The following is a 13388-nucleotide window of genomic DNA, read 5'->3' on the forward strand; positions in this document are numbered from 1 at the left end:
TGGCTTTACTTGGCGATAGCGATCGTCCTGGCTACTTTGGCAGCGCATGAAACACCGGTAACCCTTGTGTTCATGGCGCTGCTTTTTTGCTGGATGGGCTGGAAAAGGGAAGCTTTGCTGCACATCGGAATCATGGCGGTCTTAACAGCCGGTTTTTTTCTGCTGCAGGAAATTCGCAGCCAGGATTCGTTTGACTATAGCGCGCCGTATACGGGAGAACTCCGATTTGACGGCGATTATTCCATTGACGGCGACGGGCTGAGAGGGTTTGCCCGGCTGGACGGGGGCACTCGTGTCTATGCCAAATACCGCATCGCAACGGCAGAAGAAAAAGCGGCTCTGGAAGAGAGTTTGTTTGAATCTTTGCTAGTTGTCGAAGGCGTATTCGAAGCGCCTTCTCCGCCGTCCCATCGGTTTTCTTTTGATATGCAAAAGTATTTGGACCATAACGGGGCCAAGCACATACTGGCTGTTGAATCGATTATAGGCGTGGAGCAGCGAGAAACGGTGATCAGTAAATTACATGGGCAGCGGCAATGGCTGAAAAAGCATATTCAACAGACGTTTCCGTCCAGTTTGGCTACAGAAGCGGAGGCGTTGCTGATCGGGGAGCAGGAAAACATGGCAAATGAAGACCGGCTCATGTACCAGACGCTTGGCATTACACATCTGTTTGCGATTTCCGGATTGCACGTCGCCATTCTTGTCGGCATTGTGTATTTTGTGCTCCTGCGGCTTAGGGTCCGGAAAGAAACCGCGCTGTTGCTGCTTCTTGGCATTTTGCCGGTGTATGCAGTCCTCGCAGGAGGTGCACCTTCCGTCCTCCGTTCGGTGTTCATGGTAAGCGCGGTGCTTTTTGTCCGCCTTTTTAACCTGCGTGTTTCGATTGCGCATATTCTGCTCGGCAGTTTTGTCTTCTTTATTTTATGGAACCCTTTCATGATGTACGACATCGGCTTTCAATTGTCATACGGGGCGACGTTTGGCATTATTTACTCCAGCCGCTTTTTGAAGGCGGACCAATCGGCTATTAAAAGCGGTCTGATTCTAACTGCGATTTCTCAAGTGACGCTGTATCCCTTGCTGCTTTTTCATTTCTACGAAATTTCCTTGTCGGCTTTCCTGGTCAACAGCCTTTTTGTGCCGCTTTACACCCTGTTTATTTTGCCGGCAAATCTCGTGCTTTTGGCGTTGACGTTTTTATTCCAGCCGGCAGCCGGATTTGTATTTGGAATATATGAACCGTTGAGGGGGATTATTGAAAAGCTCATGGTATGGCTGTCCGGGCTGCCTTATCAAATGTGGAATCCGGGAAAGCCGGAAGCGTGGATGGTCGCAGCCTTGTTTGTAAGCGTCCTGGTGTTTTACAGTTTGGCGGAGCAGGGTTTCCGCTATTGGCAGTTGCTGGTGCTGATCGTTCCGGCAGTTGTTTTCACGCTGCTGCCGTATTTTGATCCTGCATTGAAGGTGGCGTTTTTGGACGTCGGGCAAGGCGACAGTGCGGTCATTGAATTGCCTTACCGGCAAGGGGTGTATGTAATTGACAGCGGCGGGCTCCTGCGTTTTGATACGGAAGAATTCAAAAAGCGCGGCAGGCCCTATGAAGTCGGCAGGCAGATTGTGGCGCCGTATTTAAAAGGGAATGGGCTGTCGTCGGTGGATGTGCTGGTTTTGAGCCATGCCGATGCGGACCACGCCGAAGGGGCGGAAGAACTGTTTCCGCTCCTGCGCATCAAAGAACTCCATTTATCTCCCGGCTCGCAGGCGGAAGGCATTATCCGGGACATCGCGCCGTTTGCGAAAGAAGCGGCCGTGCGGTTTCCAGGAAGGGGTTCAGGATGGGCGAAAGGCGGGGCAACATTCCGCTATTTGTCGCCGGCGGACGCGGAGTATGAAGGCAACAACGATTCGCTCGTGCTGCTGGTTGAGAGCGGGGAGTACCGGGTGTTGTTTACCGGAGATTTGGAAGAAGCCGGGGAACGCGATTTGGAAGCGGCCTACGGGCGGGCGTTGTCCGGGCTGACGGTGCTGAAAGTGGGACACCACGGCAGCAAGACATCGAGCAGCCAGGCGTTTTTGGAACTGGTGGAACCGAAGCTGTCGATTTTTTCGACAGGGATTGATAACCGCTACGGGCATCCGAGTGAAGAAGTAGTTGACCGCTTTAACGCACTCGGCTTGCCGACCTTGAATACGGCTGATGCCGGCACCATCGAAATGGAAATCAAAAACGGCCAGGTGACGCTTCAAACCATGCGCTGAAATAAAAAAAAGTTCCTGCAATTAAGCGGGAACTTTTTTTTCTATTTAGCGAGCTACAAATTGCACTACTGCCGCAATAATGAAGATAGCCGCAAAAAATACGAATGATACAACAAATCCCATTCCTGCGTCGATGGCGTCATTGCGCTTCGACTGTACGTTCTGTTCAAATTCATTCATTGCTATCCCTCCTAATTCCCTCTTATTATAATTGAACGGCGTACAAAAATCTAGATTGAACTGAAGATAATCCGCTGATAATGGAAGCTGACACAGAAATGTCGAAATACCAAAACGCCTGGAAATCCGATATAGTAGAGAGAGGAGGTGCGATTCATGATCACTTCAATATGGAAAGCCATTCGAAACGGACAAATCGATCCTGTATACGTCATTACAGGGACCGAAAGTTATTTCATCGAAAAAACTTTGGATTTATTAAAAACAAAACTGACAGACGGCGAACCGGAGTTCATCAATTTTGATCTGGACGAAGTGCCGGTGGATTATGTGATAGAAGAAGCGGACACCATTCCATTTTTCAGCGACCGCAAATTGATCATTGCCAAAAACGCCTCGTTCCTAAAAGCGGCGGAACGCGGCAAAGAGAAAATCGACCACAATTTGAAGGCGCTGGAAGCCTGGCTCGAAAATCCGCCATCGAGTTCGGTCACCGTTTTTGTCGCTCCTTATGAAAAACTGGACGAGCGCAAAAAAATAACCAAACTGATCAAGCAGCATGCGGTCATGGTTGAGGCGAAGGCCCTTCAGGCCAACGACTTGGAAGTGTGGGTGCAGCACGAAGCCAAACAGTTCGGCAAGCACATTGAAAAATCATCCGCCCAGCGCTTGATTGAAATGGCGGGCACGAATTTGACGCTGTTGTCTTCTGAAATCGAGAAGATGTCGCTGTATCTCGGAGCTGAGGAAGAGATTACCGACGAACTGATCGTGCAGATGACGGCGCGGACGCTCGAGCAGGATGCATTTAAAATGCTGCAGGCTTATCTGGACGGCAATATCAGCGAAGCGCTCAGCGTCTACTATGACTTGATCCGCCAAAAAGAAGAGCCGGTCGCACTGACCGCACTCCTCGCTTCCCAGATCCGCTTTATGGTGCACGTCTATTACCTGCAGAAAAAAGGCTACCACGCGCAGCAAATATCGAAGCAATTAAAAGCGCATCCGTACCGGGTCAAGCTGCTGGTTGAAAAACGCCAGCAAATCCCGGAGCAGCGTTTGCTCGAGGTGTTGAATGACTTGGCAGAAATCGATTTGCAGCTGAAAACCCAAAGCGGCAACCGTGAACGGATCCTGGAATTCTTTTTGATGAAACGCAAGCAGGCGAGAAAAGCGGGAATGGCGCAGTAAAAGTTCCGAGTAAACCTGTCGCTTTTAAAAAAGCGGCGGGTCCAAAGGCCAAGTGGAGAAAGCAGAAGCTCTTCCAGGCTCATTGCTGGATTTTCCGGACGGCGAAACGTTCGCTTCGGCTTGTGAAAAAAGTAAAAAGGCCGATTCCCTGAGGAATCGGCCTTTTGTGTTTTACGCTTGTTTTTTCATCAAGCGAGATTTTTTGCGAGCTGCAGTGTTCTTGTGGATAAGACCTTTAGAAGCCGCTTTTTCCACTTGTTTGATTGCCGCTTTAACTGTATCGCCAGCGTTTTCTTCGTTGTTCAAAAGAGCTTGGTCAGCTTTTTTGACAGCAGAACGCATAGTCGATCTCACATGTGAGTTTTGAGCGTTTTTCGTTTCATTCGTGCGGACACGTTTGATTGCAGATTTAATGTTTGGCATGTATTTCACCTCCTAGACAATTAGGAACAGAGATGGGAATCATCTCAACTCTTTTATGTCTCTATACAACATCAGTTATTTTATCAAATCCAGGAAAAGAATGCAATAGATACATGCAAAGAAGTTTTCCTTGACAGTGAAACGTTTCCGACAGGCTTTCATTGCCGGATGGCGGTTACACTGCTATAATTCAAAGTAGTTTATTTAGGAGTGAAGAGAATGAATCATGAGGAACGATTAGCACGCCAAAGCAAAATCCGTAACTTTTCCATCATTGCGCACATTGACCACGGAAAGTCTACGCTTGCTGACCGCATATTAGAGAAAACGGAAGCTTTGACTTCCCGTGAAATGAAAGCACAATCATTGGATTCCATGGACTTGGAACGCGAACGCGGCATCACGATCAAATTGAATGCCGTTCAGCTGCACTACAAAGCAAAAGACGGGGAAACCTATATCATGCACTTGATCGACACCCCAGGGCACGTCGATTTCACATATGAAGTATCCCGCAGCCTTGCCGCTTGCGAAGGCGCCGTACTGGTCGTGGATGCAGCACAGGGAATCGAAGCCCAGACACTGGCGAACGTTTACTTGGCACTGGACAACGAATTGGAAATCCTGCCGGTCATCAATAAAATCGATTTGCCTGCCGCTGACCCGGAACGTGTCAGAGGCGAAATCGAAGACGTTATCGGACTCGATGCTTCAGAAGCCGTGCTTGCTTCAGCAAAAGCCGGCATCGGCATCGAAGAAATTCTGGAACAAGTAGTCGAAAAAGTGCCTGCGCCGACCGGAGACCCGAGCGCTCCGCTGAAAGCGTTGATTTTTGACTCGCTTTACGATCCATACCGCGGCGTTGTCGCCTATATCCGGATTATGGAAGGGACCGTGAAACCGGGAGACCGCATCAAAATGATGGCTTCCGGCAAAGAATTCGATGTGATTGAAGCGGGCGTCTTCACTCCGCATACCGCACTTCAGGAAGAATTGACAGTCGGCGATGTCGGCTTTATCACGGCAGCCATCAAAAATGTCGGCGATTCTACAGTCGGCGACACGATCACGCTTGCAAACAACCCGGCCGCTGAAGCGCTTCCCGGCTATCGCCGCTTGAACCCGATGGTGTATTGCGGATTGTATCCGATCGATACATCCAAATACAATGACCTTCGCGATGCGCTTGAAAAACTGGAACTGAATGACGCCGCGCTGCAATTCGAGCCGGAATCATCCCAGGCGCTTGGCTTCGGCTACCGCTGCGGATTCCTTGGGCTCTTGCACATGGAAATCATCCAGGAACGCATCGAACGGGAGTTCAATATTGATTTGATTACCACCGCACCAAGCGTAATCTATGATGTGCATATGACAGACGGCGAAGTGCTGAAAATCGATAACCCGGCAATGATGCCGGATGCACAGAAAATTGATAAAGTGGAAGAGCCTTATGTGAAAGCGACCGTTATGGTACCGAACGATTATGTCGGAGCCGTTATGGAAATCTGCCAGAAAAAACGCGGAAACTTCCTGACGATGGACTATATCGATGCCACACGCGTCAGCATCATCTACGAATTGCCGCTTGCGGAAATCGTCTACGATTTCTTCGATCAATTGAAATCGGGAACAAAAGGCTATGCCTCGTTTGACTACGAGTTGATCGGCTACAAAGAGTCGAGACTGGTGAAGATGGACATTCTATTGAACAGCGAACAAGTGGATGCTTTGAGCTTTATCGTGCACCGCGACTTTGCGTACGAACGCGGCAAAGTCATCGTGGATAAATTGAAGTCATTGATTCCGCGCCAGCAGTTTGAAGTGCCGATCCAGGCAGCAATCGGTCAGAAAATCGTCGCTCGCCAAACAATCAGCGCAATGCGCAAAAACGTACTTGCCAAATGTTACGGCGGAGATATCTCCCGTAAGCGTAAACTTCTTGATAAGCAAAAAGAAGGTAAGAAGCGCATGAAGCAAGTCGGTTCTGTAGAAGTGCCTCAGGAAGCATTTATGGCCATCCTGAAAATGGACGACCAATCAAAATAAACAAAGGAGGAGGCCGATTTCTTGCGCCTCCTTTTCTTATTAGAAAGAAGGAATAGCAATGGTTAAAGGATTGTATATCCATATCCCATTCTGCCACCAGATCTGTCACTACTGTGATTTCAATAAAGTATTTTTTAAAGACCAGCCTGTAGATGCCTACGTCGATTCAGTCGGAAAAGAACTGGCGCTTTGGAAACAGGAAGGCGCGCTTGACCAGCCGCTGGAGACGATTTTTCTCGGAGGCGGCACACCGACCTCGTTGACGCCGGCGCAATTACAGAAATTGCTCGGCTACATCCATCAATACGTCCCAATGGCGGACAATCTGGAATGGACGTCTGAAGCCAATCCGGATGAATTGACGAAAGAAAAAATGCAGGTGTTGTTTGACGGCGGCGTCAACCGCTTGTCGATGGGGGTTCAGTCATTTGATGAAGACCTGTTGAAGCGCCTTGGCCGCACGCACAGCAAAGGCGACGTGGAACGGGCTGTCGCCGAAGCAAAAGAAGTCGGCTTTACGAACCTCAGTTTTGATTTGATGTACGGGCTTCCTGGCCAGACGATGGCGCAGTGGGAAGACACATTGGAGCAGGCCTTCGGGTTCAATTTGCCACATTTCTCCGCCTATTCGCTGATCATCGAACCGAAAACGGTTTTCTACAATTTGATGACTAAAGGAAAACTCAATACGGTGACGGAAGACTTGGAAGCGGATATGTACGAAAAGTTAATGGCCGAAATGGAAAAGCGCGGCTTGAAGCAATACGAAATATCGAATTTTGGCCGGCCGGGCTTTGAATCGCACCATAATCTGTTGTACTGGGACAACGCGGAATACATCGGCGTCGGCGCAGGAGCCCATGGCTATGTGAACGGCATCCGCTACTCCAACCACGGGCCTTTGAAAAAATACATGGCGCCGCTTGAAGAAGGCGTCCGTCCGATTTTGAATACGCACGAAGTGCCCGTCAACGAGAAAATGGAAGAAGAAATGTTCCTTGGCTTGCGCAAAACGGCAGGCGTTTCCATCAGCGGCTTCCAGGAGAAATTCCAGCAGTCGCTGGAAGAAGTATATGGTGCAATTTTGGAAAAAGAAGTGGCGAACGAGCACCTGGAGATTGAAGACGGCCGGGTGAAACTGACGAAACAAGGCCGCTTTGTCGGCAACGAAGTATTCGAACAGTTTTTATTGAATTAAAGAAACGTCCAATGGAGTTTAGTTGAATATGCCGGCAGCGAATGCAGGCAAAACAAGGCAATGAGTCAGTTTGACTTATTTTGATAAATTCAAGCGTCTGCGTTGACAAGCTAAATGGAATTTGGTAATTTTAATGTAGTATTAGCACTCACACTCATAGAGTGCTAACAGAGGTGATGATCATGTTAACAGAACGGCAGTTGCTCATTTTAAAAGTGACAGTTGATGATTATATTCAATCAGCTCAGCCGGTAGGATCGAACCAACTATCAAAGAAATCCGAACTTCCATTTAGTCCGGCAACGATTCGTAATGAAATGGCTGATCTCGAAGGATTAGGATTTTTGGAAAAGACCCATACTTCATCGGGGCGGGTCCCTTCTCAAAAAGGGTACCGCTATTATGTTGACCATTTGCTGACGCCTCGGCCATTGCCGAAGCAGGATATCCAGCAGCTCCGGTCCATTTTTGAAGATAAAATTGCTGAAACCGAAGAAGTCATCAAGCGATCGGCTATGATTTTATCGGAGTTGACGAACTACACGGCCATCTTGCTTGGCCCGGATGTTCGGAAGCATACGGTGAAAAAATTGTCGATTGTCCCGCTGACGATGGATACGGCAGTGGCCATCATTGTCACAGATAATGGCCACGTAGAAAATCGGGTGTTCACCATTCCGGAAGGGCTGGATCCGGCGGATATTGAAAAGATGGTCAATATACTAAATGACCGCCTTGCCGGTGTCTCGCTGAACGATCTGCATCTCCGGCTGGAGCAGGAAACCCTGACAGTGTTTAAACAGCATGTCAACCGCTACGGAGAGTTGTTCTCCACATTCAGGCAGGCGGTTATTATGCCGCATGACGACAATGTATTTTTTGGCGGGAAGCTGAATATTCTCAAACAGCCTGATTTCCATGATCTTCAGAAAATCAGGGATTTGATGAATGTCATGGAAGAACACAAGCATATTCCGATGATTCTGCCGGTCGGCAGCCAAGGTCTCCATATCCGGATCGGTTCTGAAAACACGCTTTCCGCAATGGAAGATTGCAGTGTGATCACCGTTTCATACGACATTGGAGAAGAACAAACGGGTTCAATCGCCATTGTAGGTCCAAAACGCATGGATTATAAACGTGTCGTTACTTTACTGGATACGCTCAGCGGCGAATTGTCGAAAGAATTGACCCGAATGATCCGGGGTAAGTGAATAAAGGAGGAACAGATTTGTCTAAAGAAAAAAAACCTCAACAAACTGAAGAAGTGGTAAATGACGTCGAAGTGGACGAGGAGTTCCAGGCGCAAATGGACCCTGAAACGGAAGCAGCGCGAAGAGCGGCATCAGAAGAGGCATTAGCATCCTCGGATGAGCAAGCTGAAGAAACGCCTGCTGAAGAACAGGTCGATGAAGCAGCTGAACTTCGCGAACAGCTTGAAGCGGAGCAAAACAAATACCTTCGCCTGTTGGCGGACTACGACAATTTTAAGCGCCGTGCCCAAAAAGACAGACAAGACGCAGAAAAATTCCGTTCTCAATCCCTTTTGACGGATTTATTGCCGGTGCTGGATAATTTCGGCCGGGCGCTCGCTGTTGAAGCGAAAAGCGATGAAGCCGCTTCGATCCTGAAAGGGCTTCAAATGGTGCAGAACAACTTGCTTGAAGCGGTGAAACGCGAAGGCCTGGAAGAAATCGAGGCGCTTGGAAAACCTTTCGACCCGAATTTCCATCAGGCAGTTATGCAGGAAAATGACGAAAGTGCAGAGCCGGGCTCCGTGTTAATGGAACTTCAAAAAGGGTATACCCTTAAAGGCAGAGTGCTTCGTCCATCTATGGTAAAAGTTAACGAATAATTTGGTAATGGAGGAATTTAAATGAGCAAAATTATCGGTATCGACTTAGGAACAACAAACTCAGCAGTCGCAGTTTTAGAAGGCGGCGAACCAAAAATCATTCCGAATCCAGAAGGCAACCGTACAACTCCTTCTGTCGTAGCATTTAAAAACGGTGAACGCCAGGTTGGGGAAGTTGCAAAACGCCAATCGATCACAAACCCGAACACTATCCAATCCGTTAAACGTTTAATGGGAACTACGCAAACCGTTTCTGCTGAAGGCAAAGACTATACGCCGCAGGAAGTTTCTGCAATGATCCTTCAATATCTTAAAGGCTATGCCGAAGAATACTTAGGCGAAAAAGTAACAAGAGCGGTTATCACAGTTCCAGCTTACTTCAACGATGCAGAGCGCCAAGCTACAAAAGACGCTGGCCGCATCGCTGGACTTGAAGTGGAACGCATCATCAACGAGCCGACTGCAGCAGCGCTTGCATACGGTTTGGACAAAACGGAAACTGATGAAACCATCCTGGTCTATGACCTTGGCGGCGGTACATTCGACGTTTCCATCCTTGAACTTGGCGATGGCGTATTTGAAGTAAAATCTACTGCCGGCGACAACCGTCTGGGCGGAGATGACTTTGATAAAATCATCATCGATTATTTGGTGCAGGAATTCAAAAAAGACAATGGCATCGACTTGTCAAAAGACAAAATGGCGACTCAGCGCTTGAAAGATGCTGCTGAAAAAGCGAAAAAAGACCTTTCAGGTGTTTCTTCTACACAAATTTCATTGCCGTTCATCACTGCAGGAGAAGCTGGACCGCTTCACTTGGAAGTGACCATGACACGTGCGAAATTTGATGAATTGACTCATTCATTAGTAGAGCGTACGTTAGGGCCTACTCGTCAGGCACTGAAAGATGCAGGCATCTCAGCTTCAGAACTTGACCGCGTTATCTTGGTCGGCGGATCTACACGCATCCCGGCTGTCCAAGAAGCAGTGAAGAGAGAAACTGGCAAAGAGCCGCATAAAGGCGTTAACCCGGATGAAGTAGTAGCAATGGGTGCGGCAGTTCAAGGCGGCGTCTTGACTGGCGACGTAAAAGACGTTGTTCTTCTTGACGTAACACCACTATCGCTTGGCATCGAAACAATGGGCGGCGTGTTCACAAAATTGATCGAACGCAACACAACGATCCCAACTTCAAAATCGCAGGTATTCTCAACTGCTGCTGACAACCAGCCAGCTGTTGATATCCATGTTCTTCAAGGGGAGCGCCCAATGGCTGCAGCCAACAAAACGCTTGGCCGTTTCCAATTGGCGGATATTCCACCGGCGCCGCGCGGCATTCCGCAAATCGAAGTAACATTCGATATCGACAAAAACGGTATTGTCAGCGTTAAAGCGAAAGACCTTGGAACGCAAAAAGAACAAACGATCACAATCCAGTCAAACACATCGTTGACTGAAGACGAGATCGAACGCATGATCAAAGAGGCGGAAGAAAACGCTGAAGCGGATGCGAAAGTGAAAGAAGAAGTGGAAATCCGCAACGAAGCGGACCAAGCGGTCTTCCAAACAGATAAAACGATCAAAGACCTTGGCGAAGTTGTAACTGACGAAGAAAAACGCCAGGCTGAAGCAGCACGTGATGAATTGAAAGCGGCTCTAGAAGGCGACAGCATCGAAGACATCCGTGAGAAAAAAGACAAATTGAACGAAATTCTTCAAGGATTGGCAATGAAAGCCTACGAGCAAGCTGCGCAAGCACAGCAGGGCGCTGAAGGCGGACAAGCTGGCGGAGCGCCAGGCAACGATGACATCGTTGACGCTGAATACGAAGAAGTAAACGACGACAAATAAGCAGGACCCGGAAAAGTCAAAGCAAAGCAACATGCTTTGGCTTTTTCACACTTAAAAGAACATTGTGTCTGTAATTTTTTATGGTTTGCTAATAGCGGATTTATGTCTAGACTCCAGCGCCCAGATTCTAGGGTCATAAGCCACTCTGGCTGTGTGGCTGAAAATATGCCACTTCGCCAAAGCGTCTTATGCCCGTCGAATCTACATGGGCGCTTCCGCTTTTCTAAGAGTCTTTGCAACGGCAATTTAAACCGTGTACAATTACAGGTGACTGCAAGAGGGAGAGTGACATATGAACAAGCGAGATTATTATGAAGTGTTGGGTGTATCCAAGACCGCTTCAAAAGAAGAAATTAAAAAAGCTTACCGGAAATTGTCGAAACAATTCCATCCGGATATCAATAAAGCAGCAGATGCTTCCGAAAAATTCCAGGAAGTAAAAGAAGCATATGAAGTCCTGAGCGACGACCAAAAAAGAGCGCAGTACGACCAGTTCGGCCACCAGGATCCGAACCAGGGCTTTGGCGGTTTCGGCGGCGGCGCTGAAGGCTTTGGCTTTGATGATATTTTCAGTACGTTCTTCGGCGGCGGCACAAGACGGCGCGATCCGAATGCGCCGAGAAAAGGCGACGACCTTCAGTATTCCATGAACATCGACTTTATGGATGCTGTTTTCGGGAAAGAAGCAGAAGTGGAAATTCCTAAAGACGAGACGTGCGGAACTTGCCACGGTTCGGGCGCAAAACCTGGAACCAAGCCGAAAACATGTCCGCATTGTGAAGGTTCCGGCCAATTGAATGTGACGCAGGATACGCCTTTCGGGCGCATGGTCAACCGCCGTGCTTGTCACCACTGCCAAGGCACCGGCCAAATCATCGAAGAAAGATGTGCGACTTGCCGCGGCGAAGGAACGGTCCGCAAAGTCAAAACCATCAAAGTTACGGTTCCGGCAGGTGTGGATGACGGACAGCAATTGCGCGTCAGCGGCCAAGGCGGCCCGGGCGTCAACGGTGGCCCAGCCGGAGACTTGTATGTCGTATTCCGCGTAAAACCGCATAAGCAGTTTGAACGCGAAGGCGATGATATTTACCTGGATCTACCGATTACATTTGCACAAGCGGCACTTGGCGATGAAATTGAAGTGCCGACGGTTTCCGGCAAAGTGAAGCTGAAAATCCCCGCTGGCACGCAAAGCGGCGCCCGCTTCCGCTTAAAAGGGAAAGGCGTCAAGAACGTCCATGGCTACGGCACCGGAGATCAGCACATCATCATCCGCGTGAAAACGCCAACCAAATTGAACGAAAAACAAAAACAACTGCTCCGTGAATTTGCTGAGATCAGCGGAGATATTCCGGAAGAGCAAAGCAGTTCATTGTTTGATAAAATCAAGCGCACCATTAAAGGTGAGTAAAGGAGCCGGTTTTTAAAATGAAATGGTCAGAACTAGCGGTCCGTACAACAAACGAAGCGATTGAGCCCATCTCGAATATTTTGCATGAAGCAGGAGCGAGCGGTGTTGTAATTGAAGACTCGGAAGATTTGACGAAAGAACGGGAAGACCAGTTTGGGGAAATCTATTCTTTGGATCCGGAAGATTTTCCGGCTGAAGGCGTTATTGTGAAAGCATATTTGCCGGTCAACTCCTTTTTGGGGGAAACCGTCGAAGCAATCAAACTCGCCATCAGCAATCTCGTGAAATTTGATATCAATATCGGCGCCAATCTGGTGACCATCAGCGAAGTGAACGAAGAGGAATGGGCGACAGCGTGGAAGAAATACTACCACCCCGTCAAAATTTCCCAGCGCTTTACGGTGGTGCCGACTTGGGAAACATACGAACCGGTATCAAGCGACGAATTGATCATTGAACTGGACCCGGGCATGGCATTTGGCACGGGGACCCATCCGACAACAGTCATGAGCCTGCAAGCTTTGGAGAAAACCGTTAAAAAAGATCAGCGTGTCATCGATGTTGGAACCGGATCTGGAGTTCTGGCAATCGGTGCAGCGCTGCTGGGCGCAAAAGAAGTGCATGCACTTGATCTTGATGAAGTAGCGGTCCGTTCTGCACGCATCAACGTCAAATTGAATAAAGCGCAGGACAGAGTCAACGTCGTCCAGGGGAATTTGCTTGATACAATCGATGAGCCGGGGGATGTTGTGGTAGCGAATATTCTCGCGGAAATCATCATCTCCTTTACCGATGATGCGTTTCACGTAGTCAAACCGGGTGGGCATTACATCACTTCCGGCATTATTTCTGCGAAGAAAAACGATGTGAAGGAAGCGCTGGAAGCTTCCGGCTTCGTCATCGAGGACGTAATGATGATGGAAGACTGGGTAACGATCATTTCTAAAAAACCGGAATAACGGGGTGCT

At 48.6% G+C, this 13388-nt stretch carries 11 protein-coding genes; 9 read left to right on the plus strand and 2 right to left on the minus strand.

All coding sequences use genetic code 11. The features are described 5' to 3' along the window. Positions 1–9: 9 nt before the first annotated feature. Positions 10–2262, plus strand: a complete 2253-nt coding sequence (locus BLQ32_RS15085) for a DNA internalization-related competence protein ComEC/Rec2 (RefSeq protein ID WP_074510975.1) — start codon at positions 10–12, stop codon at positions 2260–2262. Between the two features lie 45 nt (positions 2263–2307). Here BLQ32_RS15085 and BLQ32_RS15090 read toward each other — a convergent pair whose 3' ends face one another. Next, on the minus strand, positions 2308–2442 hold the full coding sequence (locus tag BLQ32_RS15090) for a YqzM family protein (protein ID WP_036806444.1): 135 nt from the start codon (positions 2440–2442) through the stop codon (positions 2308–2310). Positions 2443–2598: 156 nt separating this feature from the next. On the opposite strand from BLQ32_RS15090, the gene holA reads away from it, so the two are divergent. Continuing rightward, on the plus strand, positions 2599–3633 hold the full coding sequence (gene holA, locus BLQ32_RS15095; RefSeq protein WP_036806447.1) for a DNA polymerase III subunit delta: 1035 nt from the start codon (positions 2599–2601) through the stop codon (positions 3631–3633). Positions 3634–3804: 171 nt separating this feature from the next. Here holA and rpsT read toward each other — a convergent pair whose 3' ends face one another. Next, positions 3805–4056, minus strand: a complete 252-nt coding sequence (gene rpsT / locus BLQ32_RS15100) for a 30S ribosomal protein S20 (RefSeq protein WP_036809512.1) — start codon at positions 4054–4056, stop codon at positions 3805–3807. A 219-nt stretch (positions 4057–4275) separates the two neighbouring features. Here rpsT and lepA point away from each other — a divergent pair, with 219 nt between their 5' ends. The 7 genes from lepA to prmA all read left to right on the plus strand — a co-directional run bounded on the left by lepA (position 4276) and on the right by prmA (position 13379). Next, positions 4276–6105 (plus strand): translation elongation factor 4, encoded by a 1830-nt coding sequence (gene lepA, locus BLQ32_RS15105; RefSeq protein WP_074510976.1) that lies wholly within the window; start codon positions 4276–4278, stop codon positions 6103–6105. Positions 6106–6163: 58 nt separating this feature from the next. Continuing rightward, positions 6164–7303: a radical SAM family heme chaperone HemW gene (hemW, locus tag BLQ32_RS15110; protein WP_074510977.1), complete on the plus strand. Its 1140-nt coding sequence runs from the start codon at positions 6164–6166 to the stop codon at positions 7301–7303. 182 nt (positions 7304–7485) lie between these two features. Next, entirely contained in the window at positions 7486–8517 is a 1032-nt protein-coding gene (hrcA, locus tag BLQ32_RS15115; protein WP_053165545.1) for a heat-inducible transcriptional repressor HrcA, read from the plus strand. A gap of 17 nt (positions 8518–8534) precedes the next feature. After that, positions 8535–9158 (plus strand): nucleotide exchange factor GrpE, encoded by a 624-nt coding sequence (gene grpE / locus BLQ32_RS15120; RefSeq protein ID WP_074510978.1) that lies wholly within the window; start codon positions 8535–8537, stop codon positions 9156–9158. 21 nt (positions 9159–9179) lie between these two features. After that, positions 9180–11009, plus strand: a complete 1830-nt coding sequence (dnaK, locus tag BLQ32_RS15125; RefSeq protein WP_036809498.1) for a molecular chaperone DnaK — start codon at positions 9180–9182, stop codon at positions 11007–11009. 292 nt (positions 11010–11301) lie between these two features. Beyond that, entirely contained in the window at positions 11302–12420 is a 1119-nt protein-coding gene (gene dnaJ, locus BLQ32_RS15130; RefSeq protein ID WP_036809495.1) for a molecular chaperone DnaJ, read from the plus strand. Between the two features lie 17 nt (positions 12421–12437). Continuing rightward, the gene (prmA, locus tag BLQ32_RS15135; protein WP_074510979.1) at positions 12438–13379 is read left to right on the plus strand and encodes a 50S ribosomal protein L11 methyltransferase; all 942 of its coding nucleotides are present in this window, start codon (positions 12438–12440) and stop codon (positions 13377–13379) included. Positions 13380–13388: the final 9 nt, after the last annotated feature.

This window comes from Planococcus glaciei (assembly GCF_900099655.1).
Classification (GTDB): Bacteria; Bacillota; Bacilli; order Bacillales_A; family Planococcaceae; genus Planococcus; species Planococcus glaciei.